The sequence below is a fragment of the Ochrobactrum sp. EDr1-4 genome, from assembly GCF_049199085.1.
Taxonomy (GTDB): Bacteria; Pseudomonadota; Alphaproteobacteria; order Rhizobiales; family Rhizobiaceae; genus Brucella.
In genome coordinates, this window is the sequence record NZ_JBLZOF010000004.1 from 186,043 (window position 1) to 204,216 (window position 18,174).

Below are 18,174 nucleotides of genomic sequence, written 5' to 3' on the forward strand. Positions count from 1 at the left end.
CTAGGCTTAAGTCATAACACTTAACGATATGATTGGTATCCGTATCAAATTCAATGAAGCAAAAGATTGAATAAATATCTGGCACCAGTCAAAGGGCATAGCGCTTGCGATAAGCAATGCGAACAAGCTATATCTGAGCACAATTCAAGTTCGTAAAGACTTGGTGCCTATTCCAACAGATCGTCTTACAGGTGCAAAAATGGATATTCGTCAAATCGACGACAATTACTCAGTGACCGGACAAATCTCGCCAGACGACGTGCGCGATATCGCGGCTGAAGGCTTCCAGACGATCATATGCAATCGTCCCGATGGCGAAGAAGGGCCAGATCAGCCAAGTTTTGCTGAAGTCGCCAAGGTAGCCGAAAAGGCTGGCATCAAGACCTATTATATCCCGGTCATTGGTGGCCAGCTCACTCAGGAAAACGTTGATGAAATGGCCTCGGCAATTGCCGAAGCCGAAGGCCCTATTCTGGGCTATTGCCGCTCTGGCACACGCTCAACGAATATTTACGGTATCGTGCAGAGCCAAAAGCGCGGATAAAAAACGAGCGCAAGCTATTTGGACGGTGTTGCCGCAAAGGCATTTGAGAAGTCTTTGCAAACATAGCGATTACCGTCCAGAAGCACGCGGGCCTGAAAAGCGCGCATTCGAGAACTTTGACCGGCGAACATTATGCGCCGAATACTGGCGGTAGTAGCTCATGCCTGTGCGGACCGCTGTTGCGATCACGCCGCCAGCAATCATCGTCCAGCCAACGATCTGCGGCCAGTTGAAGTTTTCAATGCCGGTGCTCAGCGCTACGATAACAACACCAGCCCACAGAACAGCAGCCGTGCGGCGCCAGAAAACCGGGTTGAGTTCGTCAAAGACGGCCTTCCACAGCGAAAGCACAAGACAAGCAAAGAAAACGGCAGCGGCCAAACCAATGTTCAGCAACTCGACTGGGAGCCATTGTTGCGTGTTGAGCATAGATTCCATCATTCCATTCCTTCCGCGACCCTGACGACGACCTTCGTGGCCATTTTCCTGTCAGCTTGCGCGGTCTTGTTTCAATTGTGACCATTGAGCTTTCGCATTGTGGTAGAAGCATGGAATTGGGCTTATAATACAGTCACATATTATTGCGTTCACGCGAAATATCGTGTTGAAATCATTCAGTAATCTGCGTTCAACAACAGGCTTTAAGCCTGTCAAAGCCCTTGATAGATCAGCGTTTTTTGGATTTTCCGCACATTCGGCAACCATGCCGCGCATCGTGTTAAAGTCGCGAACCATAACGACATTGTAACAATTTGATATTGCAGAACTTCTGCGATCACCTGCGAGCGTTACCCAAACGGCGCCCGACCCGCGAAAGCAGGATGACCGGCAGAATGCCGACTGCCACAATTGCCAGCGCTGCAACAGATGCTTCCTCATAGGTTCCGCGTGCAGCCTCGCCATAAAGATGCGTAGCAAAGGTCTCAATATTGAGTGGACGCAACAAAAGCGTTGCCGGTAACTCTTTCACGCAATCGACAAAAACCAAAAGGCCAGCGGCAACAATAGCCGTTTTTGATAGCGGCAGATGTACTTGGCAGAAGGTAGTCGTCACTCCTCGCCCGAGTGTACGAGAAGCGTGATCAAGCGATTGCGGAATCCGCTCCAGCCCTGCATCAATGCCACCAGCCGAAATAGCCAGAAAGCGTGCGACATAGGCATAGATGATAGCTGCCCCCGAACCGATCATCAACAAGCCTGTCGACACGCCGAATAAGCTGCTGAACACCTGACCGAAGAAGCGATCAACCGCTCCAGAGACGATCATAATAGCGATTGCAATCACGGTTCCGGGCGCTGCGTAGCCCATAGTTGAAAAGCGATAGAACCAACGCGCAGCTGTGCCGGGAAACAGCCGCATCGCATAGGCCACCATCATACCAAACAGCAGCACCAGAATGGTTGCGACACATGCCAGCATGACAGTGTTAAAAGCTTCGCCGGCAAGGCGCGGAGATATACCCGCAAAACGCATCCGCTTGACCGCTTCAATCACAAGATAAGTCGCAGGCAAGATAAAGCCAATAATGATTGGAGTAAGGCAGGCAAAGAATAGCCATATGCCTTTTAAACCCCTCACCTTTAGCGGCTCGAAACCACGTGAATGGCGAATATTGGACGAGAAACGTTGTTTACGCCTCGCCCATCGCTCAATTGAAACAAGTGCGACAACCAACAACAAAAGCGCCAAGGCAAGCTGTGCCGCTCCCGGCAGGTCGAAACGCGTAACCCATGTTGTGTAAATCGAAACAGTCAGCGTCCGCACACCTAGAAATTCGGCAGCACCAACATCGTTAAGCGTTTCCATCAATGCAAGACTGACGCCAATAGCCACGGCGGGACGTGCAAGTGGCAGTGCAACGCGCCAGAATATGCCTCTGCGACTGACGCCCAATGTGCGCGCAGCTTCAATCAAGCTTGCAGACTGTGTGAGAAACATCGCACGCGTTGGAATATAGACATAGGGATAAAGCACGAAGCCGAGCAGAATGATGCAGCCCGTCATGGATCTTATATCGGGCAAGCGGAACTGGCGGGGAGTTTCATAGCCCAGCATGAAACGGATTGCGCTTTGTATCGGGCCAATTGGGTGCAGAATATCAAGATAAGCATAGGCGATGATATAGGTCGGCACCGCAAGCGGCAGCAAAAGCGCCCATTCCAGCACACCGCGCCCATGGAAATCATAAGCCGTCACCAACCAAGCAGTCGATGTACCGACAAAGGCTGTAATAAGCCCCACACCTGCAAGCAAAATGATTGTATCGGTAAACGCCGTGGCAAAGATCGTTGAAAAAAGATGGCCCCACAGCCCGGACGAGCCGCGAAACGCTTCTATAATCAGTGCAAGAACTGGTAGGCACACCAGCAGCGCAATCAATCCGGAAAGCCACAACCAGCCTCGCCCTGAGCGCGAGCGATAAGGCTTGGTCGATGATGCGGCTTGCACAGATTCCGGCATGCTTTCCTCATATCAAAACGCCGGCGCAAAGGTTTTGCACCGGCGTCATTTTCATAATGCTAATCAGCTTTTAATTATCAAAGCCAACTTTGTCGACCAATTCACTGGCCTGCTTACGATGCTTGACGATTTCCGAAAGTGGGACACTATCAATCTTGAGTTCACCGAAAGATTCGACAATCGGATCAACCGGAGCACCAGCTTTGACTGGGTATTCGTAGTTCGCCTGAGCATAGAGCTTCTGCGCGTCGTCCGAAGCGAGATATTCAAGAAGCTTAACGGCTTCTTCCTTGTTCGGGGCGTTCTTGGCAACAGCTGCACCGCTGATGTTTACCTGCGTGCCGCCATTTGCAAAGGTCGGCAGAATGACTTTGATGCTATCTGCCCATGCCTTCTGCTCATCGCCGCTTTTGCCTGAGCGCATCAGCCCAACATAATAAGAGTTTGCAACGGCAATATCGCAAATTCCGCCTGCAATATCCTTGGCGCCATCGCGATCACCACCGGCAGCCTTGCGTGCCAGATTAGCTTTCAGGCCAGTAAGCCATTCTTCGGTCTTTTCGGCACCATTATGCGCAATATAATCCGCAATCAGCGCCGTGTTGTAAGGGTGCTGACCAGCGCGAATACAAATCTTGCCCTTCCACTTCGGATCAGCCAATTCTTCATAGGTGATCTTGTCGAGTTCCAGATCCTTATCGGCATAGATGACGCGTGCGCGCATCGACAGGCCGAACCAGTTACCATCGGCATCACGAAGCTGCTCAGGAATTGCATCCTTGAGAGCTTGTGAATCGACCTTCTGGGTCAGTCCCTTGTCTACGAGATCAACCAGATTGCCAGCATCAACCGTCATCAGGATATCGGCAGGAGACTTATCGCCCTCAGACGCAACACGTTCAGCGAGACCATCCTTCAGGAAAACTGTGTTGACGGTTGTACCCGTCTTTTCCTTATAGGCATCGAGCAAAGGCTGGATCAGGCCTGGCTCACGGGTTGTGTAGATATTCACCTCATTTGCATTTGCAGCACCTGAGAGAAAAGTCGCAGCCATGAGTGCAAGTCCAGCACGCGCGATCTTGGGCATATTACCTCCGAAAATATGGTTCATTTGGAACTATATGTAATGCAATCGGAATATATGAACTCGATTTTGCAGGGTCAATTGCACGGGCGGATAAATATGACCTATTTACTCACTTTTTTCCGAAAATCAGCGCTTTGCTCCAATCAACGTGGAGTAAAACAGATGACGCCTCCTCAGCCACATGCTGTTCTGTCCGAACGCGCAAAGACTCTTCGCTCCCATTTAAGCGGATCAAGAGTTCTTCCGTTTCACCAAGATAGATGCGGGTTTGGATCTGTCCGCTCAAACCACTCGCTTGGTCATGCGGCAGCGTTTTAATATCACGCGGTCGGATGTAAACGAGGACTTCGCCACTTATACCGAGATCACTCGGCAGATCGAAAGAACCCAGTTTGGTTTCGATTGCATTGCCGCGAACAAAACCTTCAAACGCGTTGAAGTCGCAGAAGAAATCGGCTGCATATCGGCTATTTGGATGATTATGCAGCTCGCGAGGAGAACCTTGCTGCACGATTTCTCCCGAGCGCATCAGAACGACGCGATCGCCTGTCGAAAGCGCTTCTTCAGCCTCATGCGTCACGATAATGACCGGCGTACCAAGAGCACGTAATAGGGCCATCGTTTCGCTCCGCACGCGCGCGCGCAATCCGCGATCCAGATTGGAGAACGGCTCATCCATTAACAACAGATCAGGCTTGGGAGCCAAAGCCCGGATGAGCGCAACACGCTGCTGTTCGCCACCCGACAACATATGCGGATAACGGTCTGCCATCGAAGACAAACCAACCAGTTTAAGCAATTCATCGACGCGGCTGAGCGCTTGTTCCTTGCGTACCTTGCGCAAGCCAAAAAGTACATTTTCGCGCACGGTCAAATGTGGAAACAGCGCATAGTCCTGAAAGACTACACCTATGTTTCGCTTTTCCGGTTCAATGAAGATCGATGGCCCGACGAGCGTGCGCCCGCCCATCGTAAGCTGACCTTCATCAGGCGCATCAATGCCTGCAATAATCCGCAACATTGAAGTCTTACCGCAACCGGAATGCCCGACCAGACAGATGATCTCACCGGGCTGCACATCCAACGATATGTTGTCCAGTGCGCGCACGGTTCCAAACTGCCGACCAATTCCCGAGAGGGTCAGTGCCGGAGCCCTTTCATTACCAAGCTTTGTGTCTTGTAAAGTCCGTGCGTCCATAGATGAGACCGAAAGTCCTGTTATCATCAAACTGCATATAAATGCACTTGGACGACTTTGCCAATAAAACCCGACCAAACGCATCAAGCATTTGCTGAAACACCATTTAAAGCACAATAATTTGCTGCACTATCCGGTTGAATAAGCTCGCAAATCGCGCAATGTTGCTTTCATCAGAATTTGATATTCGCATTGCAGGAGTCTGATCATGGGGCCGATCACCGACAAAGTGGCAACCGCCGAGCGTTTGCCACAGGAAACGAAGGTCGCCATCATCGGTGGTGGCGTGATCGGTGTATCAACGGCGCTTTTTCTGGCCGAGCGCGGCATTCCTGTTGCTCTTTTTGAAAAGGGCGAAATCGCGGGCGAGCAATCAAGCCGTAACTGGGGCTGGTGTCGTCAAACCGGACGCGACAGCCGTGAACTTCCGCTGATCGTCGAAAGCATGCGTCTCTGGGAGGGTATGAATGAACGTGTGGGTCGCGAAACTGGGTTTCGCACCACAGGCATTGCCTACACTGCCGAGAAAGATGAGGAAGTCGAGCGCTATGCAGAGTGGATCAAAATTGCCAGCGAACATGGCATCCAAACGCAGTTGCTTAACGGTCAACAGGCTGCAAGCCTCGCACCGGGACTGACGCGTCCACTCAAAGGTGGCATGATCACGCCGCGCGATGGTCGTGCAGAACCGCAAAAGGCAGTACCTGCTTTTGCCGCAAAGGCTCAGGAACTCGGTGCTGTCATTCTGCAAAATTGCGCCGTGCGCGGGATCGAAACCACCAATGGACATGTGTCAGCAGTGCTAACCGAAAAAGGCCGCGTGGCTTGCGAGGCAATTGTCGTTGCTGGCGGCGCCTGGTCGCGACTGATCATATCGTCGTTCGATGCCCATCTACCGCAACTCAAAGTGCGCTCGTCCGTCTTTCGTACCTCGCCTATCGAGAGTGGCGTTGAACCGGCAATCGCGTTTTCGGACTTCGCACTGCGCAAGCGGCTTGATGGCGGATATACGGTTGCGAGCCTTGGCGGTTCCATTGCAGACATAGTGCCGGACAGCTTCCGCTTTTTCCGCGACTTCCTTCCGTCGCTCTCAACCGAATGGAAATCGCTCCGTTTCCGTTTTGGCGAACGCTTTTTTGAAGAAGCTTTCCAGTGGAAGCTCCGTCCGGCAGACCAGGTCTCGGTGTTTGAAAAAATCCGTACGCTTGATCCCGAACCGCACAGGGCAGCGAATGCAGCAGTGCTGGCCAAACTGAAAACTGCCATTCCATCTTTTGCTTCTTCAACAATAGCGCAGGAATGGGCAGGTCTCATCGATACTATGCCGGATGTCATTCCGGTTATCTCACCCCTGCCCGGCATTGACGGGCTGATTGTCGCCACAGGCTTTTCAGGCCACGGTTTTGGCATCGGCCCCGGTGCTGGTCGATTGGTTGCTGATATGGTCAGCGGCGAAACGCCGGTGGTCGATCCGTCGCCGTTCCATATCTCGCGTTTCTCCGACGGATCGAAAATCCGTATCGAGAACTGGGGTTAGAAAATCTAAAGTCGATTAATCGTACCTGCCGCTGCCATAATGAGTGGTGCAAAGTGACTAGAAAACGTCTCTTTGTTCCACTCGCTTAGTGATCCGCCGACGTGAATGGCTGCAACTGGGCGCCCTTCGGGTCCGCGTATCGCAGCGCCGATTGCGATTTCGCCTTGAAGAACTTCTTCCGAAGCAAGCGCAAAACCATTTTCGCGGGCTTCGTGAATTTTGTCCCAGATTTCTTGCGGCTCAGTGATGGTGCGCGGTGTAAATTTGCGGCGTTTGGACCGCTGAATAATCTCATCCACTTCATCATCTGGAAGCTGCGCCATAACTGCGCGCCCGCCAGAAGTGCAATAAAGAGGCACACTATTGCCGATAAGCGTTGCAAAAAAAGCTTCTCGCTTACTTTGCAAACGCAGCGCATAAACCAGACGCAGATCATCCCTGACACTGAGATCGACACGCTCACTGGCGTCCCGTCGCAGCTCAAGCAGAGATGGAAGTGCGCGCACAATAACCGAATTTAATCGAAGATAATCCAGCGTATGATCAAGAATACGAATGCCGGGTACATACCCACGATCATTTGGGTCGCGTTCAATATATCCCTGCTGGCGAAGTGTGTGAACAATGCGCTGCACAGTGCTTTTTCCCATGCCGCAGATTTTTGCAATCTCGTTGAGAGTCAATGGCTTACTGGTGCCGTGAAAGGCTGACAAAACCTGCATCGCACGTGCGATTGCAGAGACAAAAAGCGGGTCTTTTTCATCCGCATCAGACACCGGACGAACACCATATTCCACTCTCTCAACGTCGCGCATAGCCCCTCCTTTAAATCCCCTTGACACATTAGCAAAATGCCAGCTATCGTCAATAACAATACTACCGTATCGCTAGACGATACTTATGTCAATCACGGGAATGATTGGCTGGTGATCTGGAGGAGGAAATAATGCGCGGAACAAGTCTTCACTTCGACGCGAGCTATAAGGTTGGATGTCAAAGCCACCAGTCAGCATCATTGCTGCCAGAAAAAACAACGGAACATCATCTGAAAATGGGAAAAGCAATGCTTCACGAAAAGAATTCACAGCCATCGCTGAAAGCTAAGGGCCGTGCAAATCGCGGCATGAGTCGCTTGCGGTCGACCGTTGCAGGCATGGCAGCCGTTTTGCTTGCCGACTCAGCATTCTGTCTGCCAGCTCAGGCGCAAACCATCACGGCCGTCATGGAAGGACTGCGCGTCCTTGATCCGGTAATCACAACCGCACACATCACGCGCAACCATGCCTATATGATTTATGATGTGCTGGTCGCCGTTGATGACAAATTTCAGCCACAGCCACAGATGGCAAGCTGGACAGTCTCCGATGACAACAAAACTTATACATTTACGCTGCGTGACGGCCTGAAATTTCACGACGGCGCACCAGTTACAGCTGCGGATGCGGTTGCTTCACTGAAGCGTTGGGGCCAGCGCGATTCCGGCGGGCAGACAATTTTCAAGCTCACGGACAGCCTTGAAGCAAAAGACGACAAGACGATTGTGTGGACGCTAAGCAAGCCATTCCCTCCGCTTCTCGATACAATTGCAAAACAATCCGCACTACCTCCTTTCATCATGCCTGCGCGCATCGCTGCAACGCCAGCAGATACAGCAATCACAGAATATATCGGTTCTGGCCCATTCAAATTTGTTACCGAAAAATTCCAGCCGGGTGTCAGTGCCACTTATGTGAAGTTTGAAGACTATGTGCCGCGCGATGAGCCACCAAGCTGGATGGCAGGCGGCAAAAAGGTCAATGTTGACGAGGTCAACTGGCTTACAATGGCGGACTCGCAGACCGCCGTTAATGCGATCATGTCGGGCGAAGTCGATTTCATCGATCAGGTGCCTGTAGATCTGCTGCCAATCCTCGAGACCAGCGATGATGTTGCTGTCGAGCTTCGCGATGATCTCGGCTATCAGGCAATTGCGCGAATGAACTTCAAGCATCCGCCGTTTGATAACAAGAAAGTTCGTCAAGCAGCGATGAAAGCGCTCAGCCAGAAGGATTTCCTCGCAAACATCGTCGGCAACCCCGACTACTATAAGGTTTGTGGTGCGATCTTTGGTTGCGGAACACCTTTGGGCGATGAAACCGGCGGCGAAACGCTGATCAATGGCGGCGATATTGAAGGTGCTAAGAAGCTCCTTGCAGAATCTGGCTATGATGACACGCCTGTTGTTATTCTTCAGGCTACCGATGTGCGTGTAACGTCATCTCAGCCGATCGTTGCAGCTCAAGCCTTACGTGCTGCAGGCTTTAATGTTGATTTGCAGCCGATGGATTGGCAGTCAATTGTCACGCGCCGGGCCAATCCGGGCAAGCCAAGCGAAGGCGGCTGGAACATGTTCTTTACGAACTGGATCGTGCCAGAAGTCGACAATCCACTGATCAGCCCTATGCTCAATGGTCGTGGTGATCAAGCATGGTTTGGTTGGCCGAAGGATGATGAAATCGAAGCTCTGCGCGAAGAATTCATCGATGCGACAACACCTGAGCAGCGCAAAGAAATCGCCAAGAAGATCCAAATCCATGCGATGGACAATGTGAGCTATGTGCCGCTTGGTCAGTTCTTCTCGCCGCATGCCCGCCGCAAGGTGCTTGAAGATATGGTTATGTCTCCGGTGCAGGTATTCTGGAACGTTAAAAAAGTCGAATAACCCTAGCCTCAATTTTGATACAGGTTGACGGCGCAACGTTCAGCGCCGTCATCACCTCCCGAACTACTCACATGAATCTGAATGCGTTTGATCTGGAAATTCATTCTTTCCGGCTCGTTCTCTTTCGTTTGAAATTTCGACAAGGACAACCCGATGTTTGGTTTTATCCTGCGTCGCATTCTTGCCGTCATCCCTGTGATGGCAATCGTTGCGATCTTTGTTTTCCTCCTTCTGCGTCTGACCCCCGGTGATCCCGCCGCGATCATTGCCGGTGATTCAGCAACGACCGAGCAGCTTGATCGCATCAGGGAGTCGTTGGGGTTGAATCTGCCGCTTCATACTCAGTTTTTCACTTGGGTCGGCCATCTGTTTCAGGGTGATCTCGGAACGTCGCTTATTTCCGGCACGTCTGTCACCACAATGATCGGCCAGCGCATGTGGCCAACCTTGAACATCGCTTTAATGACGATCTTCTTGTCCGTTGCCATTGCAGTTCCGCTGGGAATTTTGGCTGCTTGGCGTCATCGCACATGGATCGATTACGCCGTCATGACGCTCTCGGTGTTGGGCTTCTCGATACCGGTTTTCGTTATCGGCTACCTGTTCATCCAGTTTTTTGCGATTGATCTGCGCTGGTTCCCGGTGCAGGGCTATACCGCTCCGACAGAGAACTTTGGCAAGTTCCTTTCGCGCGCAGCACTCCCCTGTTTTACGCTGGCCGTGATTTATGTGGCGCTTATTGCACGCATGACACGCGCCTCCATGCTTGAAGTGTTGGGTGAGGATTATATCCGCACCGCTCGCGCTAAGGGTGTGCGCGAAAAAGTCGTTCTTTTTCATCATGCATTGCGCAATGCTGCGGTTCCTATTCTCACTGTTATAGGCACAGGCTTTGCTCTGCTGATCGGCGGCGTGGTTGTAACCGAAAGCGTGTTCAATATCCCGGGAATTGGGCGTCTGACCGTGGATGCAGTCCTCGCACGCGACTATCCGGTTATTCAGGGAATGATCCTGCTTACCAGTGCGCTTTACGTGTTCGTCAATCTACTGATTGATCTTTCCTACACGCTCTTTGACCCAAGGATACGCTACTAATGTCAGCCACACCACAACCGGCAGCACGCCTGCAATGGCTGCTGAGCGCTCTGTCCTTCTCAAAAGCAACTCGGCTTGGCATTGGTCCGATCATTGCCGCCGCCGTGCTTATCATTCTCGTCGTGATGACTCTGATCTCACCATGGATTGTCCCGCATGATCCTATGACAATGGATGCCTTGCAGCGTCTGAAGCCACCTTCAGAAACTTATGCGCTGGGTACGGACGGCTATGGTCGTGATCTCTTGTCTCGTGTTCTGATGGGTGGGCGTGTATCGCTGCTCATCGGAATTGGCGCTGCAATTGTCAGCATCTTTCTTGGGCTGATCATTGGCCTGGTTGCGGGCTTCTCCCGCGTTGCTGATGCCATCGTTATGCGTGTTATGGATAGCCTGATGGCGATACCGTCCATCTTGCTGGCCATCGCACTGATCGCGCTAAACGGTGCAAGCATTGGCTCGGTTCTGGCGGCAATCACCATTCCAGAAATTCCGCGCGTTGTCCGTCTGGTACGTTCCATTGTGCTTTCAGCGCGCGAAGAACCCTATATTGAAGCTGCCCTCTCGCTTGGGTCTTCGATGCCAAAAATCATCTGGCAGCATTTAATGCCAAACACACTGGCACCACTGACTGTGCAGGCCACCTATGTCTGTGCATCGGCTATTCTAACCGAAGCTATTCTGTCGTTCCTGGGTGCAGGCATTTCGACCGAAATCCCGACATGGGGCAACATCATGGCTGAAGGCAGATTGTATTTTCAGCTTAAGCCATCGCTGATCTTCTGGCCGGGATTGCTGCTCTCGCTGTGCATCCTTTCCATCAACCTTCTTGGCGATACGGCGCGTGATCTGCTCGATCCACGTCTCAAGAAACGCGAGGGCTGATCATGATTTTTAAGAACCGCAATTTTGATAATGCACCCACAGTGCTCGAAATATCTGATCTGACCGTAAGGCTCGCTGGCAATGCCAATGCAAAGCCGGTTCTCAATGGCATTTCACTGAAAATCAGAAAAGGTGAGACGGTTTGTCTCGTCGGTGAAAGCGGGTCGGGCAAATCCGTCACATCGCTTTCGATCATGGGGCTTTTGCCAAAAGGTGCGCTTGAACCCGCTGGGGGGCAGATCAATATGGAAGGCAAAAATCTTCTCGATCTTGGACCACAGGCAATGCGTGCCATTCGCGCCCGAAAAATATCGATGATCTTTCAGGAGCCGATGACGGCGCTTAATCCGGTTTTGCGCGTTGGCGAACAGATTGAAGAGGTGCTGCGCACGCATTTGAACCTGTCATCCAGCGAACGCAAAGCGCGTGTTCTCAACATCATGGAGCAGGTACACCTGCCCGATATTGATCGCATTTATCGCTCCTATCCGCATCAGCTTTCCGGTGGTCAGCGCCAGCGCATTATGATCGCCATGGCGCTTGTGCTTGAACCGCAATTGCTGATTGCTGATGAGCCGACGACAGCACTTGACGTCACAACGCAAAAGCAAATCCTCAGCCTGATCGCCGAATTGCAGGAAAAGCACGGCACAGCGGTTTTGTTCATTACGCATGATATGGGCGTTGTGGCGGAAATTGCTGATACCGTCCATGTGATGAAAAACGGCAATGTCGTTGAGCATGCACCGGTCGAAAAACTGCTGCGCTCCCCACAGGAAGATTACTCGAAAAAACTGCTGCAATCTGTACCAAGCCTGACGCCACGCGCAGCACGCGCGACTGCTTCTGATGAACTTGCCCTACAGGTTGAAGATCTTCAAAAGGCATACGGAACGCACAAGGTTTTCGTTAAAGGTGAGCATACATTCGCTGCAAGCGATGTAAGTTTCACAATCAAGCGCGGTCGAACACTCGGCATCGTGGGCGAAAGCGGTTCGGGAAAATCGACCGTTGCCCGATGTGTAATGCGTCTTATCGATCCTACGGCGGGCGACATTAGAGTTTCCGATTACAACATCGCCAAGCTTTCGCAACGCCAGCTTAAACCCTATCGCAAGCATATCCAGATCATCTTTCAGGACCCGTTTCGCTCACTTAATCCGCGTTGGACGATTGGCCGAAGCCTTGTTGAAGGTCCGGTCAACATGGGCGTTGATAAACGCACGGCGACAGCGCGCGCAGCGGAACTGCTGCAACTGGTTGGATTACCGGAAGATGCAATCGATCGTTATCCGCACCAGTTCTCCGGTGGCCAACGCCAGCGTATTGCCATTGCAAGAGCCGTTGCCATGGAGCCGGATGTCCTTGTGGCTGACGAGGCGGTTTCTGCACTCGACGTTTCGGTTCAGGCACAGGTGTTACAATTGCTCGATGAATTGCAGGAAAAGCTCGGCATTTCCACCCTTTTCATCACACATGATCTGCGTGTTGCCGCGCAAATTTGTGACGATGTTCTGGTTATGCAGCATGGCCGCATCGTTGAGTATGACACCGCGATCAATGTGCTTTCAGACCCCAAACACGCCTATACGCGCAGCCTGATTGATGCAGCACCTGGCAGGCAGTGGGATTTTGCCCACTTCCGTGAGCTTGGCACAACGACAATCGAAGCACCGCTGAACTGAATTTCATTTTTCCTTAGACTGGATCGAACGTAATCATGACAAAACTTAACGCACTCAGCGCTCAGGAAATGATTAACGGCTACGAAGCCGGAACTTTTTCGCCTGTTGATGTTACCAAAGCGGTTATTGAACATATTGAGCAACACGACCCGCAACTGAATGCGATGTGGTTTGTTGATGCCGAAGGCGCTCTTGAAGCAGCACGCGCATCTGAAGCACGCTGGAAAGCAGGCGATCCAATTCGTGTAAAGGGCGTATCGCTGGATGGTGTTCCCATCACACTCAAAGAAAACATTGCGACCAAAGGCGTGCCGATGCCGCTGGGCACGGCCTCTGGCGACATGACACCGAAGAGCGCAGATTCACCACCCGCCGCCCGCCTGCGCGAGGCTGGTTCAGTGTTTCTCGGACGAACCACAATGCCGGATTTCGGGATGGCATCGTCCGGTACATCAAGCTTCCACAAACTCGCCCGCAATCCTTGGAATCTGGAAAAGAACCCCGGCGGATCGAGTGCCGGTGCTGCTGCTGCCGGTGCTGCGGGCTATGGCCCCATTCATCTGGGAACGGATATCGGCGGTTCTGTTCGGCTACCGGCTGCATGGTGTGGTCTGGTCGGGCATAAGCCAAGCTTGGGACGCATTCCTATCGAGCCACCTTTTATGGGACGTGCCGCAGGTCCGATGACGCGTCGCGTTCACGATGCAGCAATGGCCATGGCTATTCTGTCCCAACCAGACAGTCGCGATCACATGAGCCTCCCAGAAGCCGACATTGATTGGCTAAATCTTGAGCGTAGCGTTCGTGGCTTAAAGATTGGCCTTCTTCTCGACCCGGGCTGCGGAATGGCTGTCGATCCGCAAGTAACCGCTGCCGTCACGGAGGCCGCCAAATTATTCGAAAGTGCCGGTGCACATGTCGAACTTTTAAAGCCTTGGATGACGCCTGAGATGCTTCGTGGTCTGGATCATTTCTGGCGCACAAGATCCGGTTTAGATGTGCAGGCCCTTCCAGAGCAAACACGTGAGAAAATCCTTCCCATCATGCGTGAATGGGCTGAATCCGGCCTTGGAAAAACAGGGGAAGAAGTCTTCCGTAACTATTTGATGACGCTGGAGATCAGGTCAAAGACTGTCGCGGCGACTGCCGATTACGATTTTGTTTTGACGCCAATTTCACCCAATGTCAGCTTTCCAGCAGAGTGGACATATCCAAACAACAACACTGTTGAGGGTGCACAATCACACATCAATTTCACGCTGTTGTTCAATATGAGCGAACAGCCTGCCATTTCTGTTAATTGTGGATATGACAGTGCTGGCGTGCCAATCGGGTTGCAGATTGCTGGGCGTCGCTTTGACGATCTGGGCGTGTTGCAAATGGCAACAGCTTTCGAACAAATGCGTGGCCCCCAGCGCGCCTGGCCTTTCTAAACATCCAGCAATATCGGGCAGTGATCATAAGTCCCTGCCCGCCTTTAAACGCCAGCTTTGTTGCCTCTTGTCAAACATCTCAACTGATACATATCCATCCTTATCTTGTGGAATATGGAGAGTAAAATGGGTGAAGCAGGTGTAGGCTGGATCGCAGCAATCATTATCGGTGGTCTTGCAGGTTGGATTGCGTCCAATTTCATGAATAGTAACACTGGCATATTCATGAATATTATTTTGGGCATTATCGGTGCGGGCATTGCCAGCTTTTTATTCGGCCTTCTGGGCGTATCGTTCGGTGGCTGGCTTGGCTACCTGATTGCTGGCTTCATCGGTGCATGCATATTGATTTGGGTCGCGCGAGCGATAACGTAACGTCAGCGACGATCTATTAAAGCCCCGCATTTTCGGGGCTTTTTCTATTTTACAGACTGAATACCGATCAACTATTCATGATTAGCTAATTTAAACTCATTTTAAATTGAAACACCCTATTTATTGCGTCTAATAAAGATGTGCTGAATGTTGACGGAGTTGTAGGGTGATACGGATACTATTTCTTCTGCTAGGTCGCGAGATTATTCAGCGACACTGGAGAACCCTTCTGGTGGTATCCGCTTTATGGATTATCGGCGGTGCGTTAATCGTTATCGATGCACTCGACGGTAAAACTCTTATCCCAACACGTATTTTTGGGTATTTTCTGCTTCCAGAGGCAGCACTGTGCCTTTTTGCAGCGTTTGCAAGCCAAGGCACGGCACGAAGAATGCGCATCGTGCAAGGCGTTGCTCTGTCAGGCGTTAGCATATTAATCCTAACCTCTACTCCAGCGAGTAACTTCGCACTCGCGGTTTTATTCGGCCTTTGCTTCTTCATTGACGGCGTTGTGCGTATCGGCAGTGCATGGGTTGTCCGTTATCCGCGCTGGAAAGTCGGCCTCATCGGTGGCGTTGTTGAAGTTCTGATAGCAATTTTCACGCTTCAACCTTGGCCGACGTGGTACGCTGGAACTGTCGGCGTCAATGTCGGCGCTGTACTTGTTTTGACTGGCATAGGCCTGCTCAACATTGCGTTCCGAATTAAACGTCTGGAAGCCGACGCATCGCTAACAAGCATTTTGAGTAGAAATCCTTTCAATTATCGCGCCGCACAGATTTATAAAAAGCGAACAGCACGCAACCGTAAAAAGCTAATAGTTCACGTCTGGACGCCAACTGGTACGGCAATGACGTCGCTGCGACAGCGTGCAATCAATCGCTACATAGCGGCAGTTGATAATAATGGTGTGATCTCGACAGGACATTCTGCACTGGAAATGTCACCCGATGTCTATATCAGTCATTATCCGGCAGCCGAAATTGACCGCAATCCGGATGAGTTCACGCGCACATTGCGCGCGACACCAGACAATAATGTTCCGGGCCGCTTTTTGCCAAGTTACGAGTTTGAATCCAACGATTGGTGTCCATCAACCGTAAAAGTGGAAATCAACAATATCGACGCAGCACGGCTGCGCCGGTTTTGGAAACACTATCGCGAAACTGACACCTATAATCTGACAAACAGAAACTGTTCAAGCGCAGTCGCAGATGCACTCGATGCCGCTCTTGAAGGTGTCTATCGCGAACACAGATGGCCAGTATTCAAAGCGCTACAAGCCCTTGTATTTCCGGAATTATGGGCAGCTGGGCTCATGCGAAAACGCGCTGAATCCATGGCGTGGACACCCGGACTTGTCCTTGACTATGCACGTGCATTATCAGCTTTGGTCGACCATTCCGAACGCCCGTCAGCAAAACAGAGCTTCCGTCTTGTGAAAAAATATTCACCACGCAAATCGAAGGCTCGTGCCGGTTAAAACACGTGTTAATGCCACATGATTTAACTTGATTATTTTACTCATATTAAATAGATTTCTCTGATCTATCATACAATAAAATGGATCAGGCCGAAGTGCATTTTATATCAGGTACTCGCGTTTTACCTTTCGGCAGAGTCGCAAAATCTTTGCTGGTGCTCGTAATTCTTTGCATCGCACCACCGACAGCATTTGCCGAAAGCGATGAAGCAAAACGCATCGTCTCACTCGGCCCTGACGTGACCGAGATCATATTCGCGCTTGGGGCTGGCGATAAAGTTATCGCAGTCGACCGCAGCAGCAAATATCCCGCTGAAACAGCGAACAAGACAAATGTAGGCTATCGCCGCAGTCTGTCGCCGGAAGGCATTCTGGCGCTTAATACCGACCTTATCATTGCTTCCGAAGATATTGGGCCACCTGAAACAACCGATGTGCTCAATCAATCGGCGGTCGAAGTGTTTTATGTGCCCGTTGACAACAGCCGCGAGGGCCTCATCAAAAAAATCGGGCTGATCGCAAAGCGGCTTGGAGTTGAGAAGCAGGGTGAAGCTCTGACACAGACGGTTATAGATGATTTCGATGCAGCCACGGCCTATGCCAAAAAGGTTTCGGCGGACAAGCAGAAAAAAGTTGTATTTTTCCACGGCCTTGCAAAGCTGAGTGGTGCCGGAAGCGACACAGCGGCAGATGCGTTTATTCGCTATGCTGGCGGGACAAACCCTTTGTCTATTTATTCTGGATATAAGCCAGTATCGGAAGAATGGCTGGTCAAGGCGGAACCAGATGTAGTTCTGATGCTATCAGATGGTGCAGGCGGGCCAACACGCGAGGATGTTTTCTCCCATAAAGCATTACAAGAGACTCCCGCTGCACGCAGTCAGTCACTGGTTGTTCTTGAAGGGCCTTACATGCTGGGATTTGGCCCACGCACAGCCGAAGCGATCCGTAAGCTGGCGGCTGCGCTCTACGAATAACTCAACAAAGAGCCCCGGAAAACCGGGGCTTCATCACTTCCGATATTCAATGATGTTTATTAAGCACTCGCAGATGCGGCCTGAGAAACACTCAGAACGCTAAGCTCGTGTGCCTTGCCATCACGTGCAGTCCAGGACATCGACTGACCGGGCGTCAAGCCAATAAGTGCTGTACCAATCGGCGTGAGAATCGAAATCTTACCCTGCGCAATATCTGCTTCACCCGGATAGACCAGTGTTACCTTCCGTTCGTGGCCATCATTGGAGCGAAACTCCACAGTCGAGCCCATGCAAACAACATCAAGCGGCAGCTTCTTCTGCGGAACGACCTTTGCGCGATCCAATTCCTGTAACAGTTCCTCAGCAACTTCTTCCAGTTTTTCGGAGACGTTACCGGCCAGAATTGTCAGGCGTTCGTTGTCGATGTCGCTTACAACGATCTTTGGCTTCTTACGGTTCTTTACGCTCATGACGTTCGCTCACTGCTGTCTAGTGATGATTGCTCTCCGCGACGATTCTCGTCCGGAATAACTGATTATTTTTTTAAGAAAGCGCTTTTAACAATTCCGCTTGCAGCCAAGCGGCAAACCGTCCCCCGGAATCCTCTGCGCTAAGCAGGACTCGAGGGTTGCTATCCCATGATCGGTTGGAACCGATGGAGTATGGATGCGAAACGGTTGTTCATGTTGCTAAACTTGGTGATATCCTTGGCAA

Annotated in this window: 16 protein-coding genes; 10 read left to right on the forward strand and 6 right to left on the reverse strand. The window is 51.4% G+C overall.

What is annotated here, in order from left to right; translation table 11 throughout:
* The first annotated feature begins 199 nt into the window (after positions 1 to 199).
* The gene (locus ACOZHT_RS15745; protein WP_339512671.1) at positions 200 to 544 is read left to right on the forward strand and encodes a TIGR01244 family sulfur transferase; all 345 of its coding nucleotides are present in this window, start codon (positions 200 to 202) and stop codon (positions 542 to 544) included.
* Positions 545 to 613: 69 nt separating this feature from the next.
* Here ACOZHT_RS15745 and ACOZHT_RS15750 read toward each other — a convergent pair whose 3' ends face one another.
* From ACOZHT_RS15750 to ACOZHT_RS15765, 4 genes are all read right to left on the reverse strand, one after another.
* The gene (locus ACOZHT_RS15750; protein ID WP_421565973.1) at positions 614 to 985 is read right to left on the reverse strand and encodes a hypothetical protein; all 372 of its coding nucleotides are present in this window, start codon (positions 983 to 985) and stop codon (positions 614 to 616) included.
* A 334-nt stretch (positions 986 to 1,319) separates the two neighbouring features.
* A complete protein-coding gene (locus ACOZHT_RS15755; protein WP_421565974.1) occupies positions 1,320 to 3,005 on the reverse strand; it encodes an ABC transporter permease in 1,686 nt (561 codons plus the stop codon).
* Between the two features lie 70 nt (positions 3,006 to 3,075).
* Positions 3,076 to 4,092 carry a Fe(3+) ABC transporter substrate-binding protein gene (locus ACOZHT_RS15760; protein WP_339512665.1) on the reverse strand — a complete coding sequence of 339 codons (1,017 nt, stop codon included), beginning with the start codon at positions 4,090 to 4,092 and terminating at the stop codon, positions 3,076 to 3,078.
* A gap of 109 nt (positions 4,093 to 4,201) precedes the next feature.
* Positions 4,202 to 5,290 carry an ABC transporter ATP-binding protein gene (locus ACOZHT_RS15765; RefSeq protein ID WP_421565975.1) on the reverse strand — a complete coding sequence of 363 codons (1,089 nt, stop codon included), beginning with the start codon at positions 5,288 to 5,290 and terminating at the stop codon, positions 4,202 to 4,204.
* Between the two features lie 208 nt (positions 5,291 to 5,498).
* On the opposite strand from ACOZHT_RS15765, the gene ACOZHT_RS15770 reads away from it, so the two are divergent.
* Positions 5,499 to 6,827, forward strand: a complete 1,329-nt coding sequence (locus ACOZHT_RS15770; RefSeq protein WP_421565976.1) for an NAD(P)/FAD-dependent oxidoreductase — start codon at positions 5,499 to 5,501, stop codon at positions 6,825 to 6,827.
* A gap of 5 nt (positions 6,828 to 6,832) precedes the next feature.
* Here ACOZHT_RS15770 and ACOZHT_RS15775 read toward each other — a convergent pair whose 3' ends face one another.
* Positions 6,833 to 7,642, reverse strand: a complete 810-nt coding sequence (locus tag ACOZHT_RS15775) for an IclR family transcriptional regulator (protein ID WP_421565977.1) — start codon at positions 7,640 to 7,642, stop codon at positions 6,833 to 6,835.
* A 308-nt stretch (positions 7,643 to 7,950) separates the two neighbouring features.
* Here ACOZHT_RS15775 and ACOZHT_RS15780 point away from each other — a divergent pair, with 308 nt between their 5' ends.
* From ACOZHT_RS15780 to ACOZHT_RS15815, 8 genes are all read left to right on the forward strand, one after another.
* On the forward strand, positions 7,951 to 9,528 hold the full coding sequence (locus tag ACOZHT_RS15780; RefSeq protein ID WP_421566016.1) for an ABC transporter substrate-binding protein: 1,578 nt from the start codon (positions 7,951 to 7,953) through the stop codon (positions 9,526 to 9,528).
* 153 nt (positions 9,529 to 9,681) lie between these two features.
* Positions 9,682 to 10,623 (forward strand): ABC transporter permease, encoded by a 942-nt coding sequence (locus ACOZHT_RS15785; RefSeq protein ID WP_339512657.1) that lies wholly within the window; start codon positions 9,682 to 9,684, stop codon positions 10,621 to 10,623.
* A complete protein-coding gene (locus ACOZHT_RS15790; protein WP_339512655.1) occupies positions 10,623 to 11,507 on the forward strand; it encodes an ABC transporter permease in 885 nt (294 codons plus the stop codon). Before ACOZHT_RS15785 ends, ACOZHT_RS15790 begins: the two co-directional genes overlap by 1 nt.
* 2 nt (positions 11,508 to 11,509) lie before the next feature.
* The gene (locus ACOZHT_RS15795; RefSeq protein ID WP_339512653.1) at positions 11,510 to 13,192 is read left to right on the forward strand and encodes an ABC transporter ATP-binding protein; all 1,683 of its coding nucleotides are present in this window, start codon (positions 11,510 to 11,512) and stop codon (positions 13,190 to 13,192) included.
* A 35-nt stretch (positions 13,193 to 13,227) separates the two neighbouring features.
* Positions 13,228 to 14,625 (forward strand): amidase, encoded by a 1,398-nt coding sequence (locus ACOZHT_RS15800; protein WP_339512651.1) that lies wholly within the window; start codon positions 13,228 to 13,230, stop codon positions 14,623 to 14,625.
* 126 nt (positions 14,626 to 14,751) lie between these two features.
* Positions 14,752 to 15,000, forward strand: a complete 249-nt coding sequence (locus ACOZHT_RS15805; protein ID WP_339512649.1) for a GlsB/YeaQ/YmgE family stress response membrane protein — start codon at positions 14,752 to 14,754, stop codon at positions 14,998 to 15,000.
* A 232-nt stretch (positions 15,001 to 15,232) separates the two neighbouring features.
* A complete protein-coding gene (locus ACOZHT_RS15810; protein ID WP_339512647.1) occupies positions 15,233 to 16,483 on the forward strand; it encodes a protease in 1,251 nt (416 codons plus the stop codon).
* Between the two features lie 155 nt (positions 16,484 to 16,638).
* Positions 16,639 to 17,460 (forward strand): heme/hemin ABC transporter substrate-binding protein, encoded by an 822-nt coding sequence (locus ACOZHT_RS15815; RefSeq protein ID WP_339512864.1) that lies wholly within the window; start codon positions 16,639 to 16,641, stop codon positions 17,458 to 17,460.
* Positions 17,461 to 17,519: 59 nt separating this feature from the next.
* On the opposite strand, the gene rnk is transcribed toward ACOZHT_RS15815, so the two are convergent.
* On the reverse strand, positions 17,520 to 17,930 hold the full coding sequence (rnk, locus tag ACOZHT_RS15820; RefSeq protein WP_310012112.1) for a nucleoside diphosphate kinase regulator: 411 nt from the start codon (positions 17,928 to 17,930) through the stop codon (positions 17,520 to 17,522).
* Positions 17,931 to 18,174: the final 244 nt, after the last annotated feature.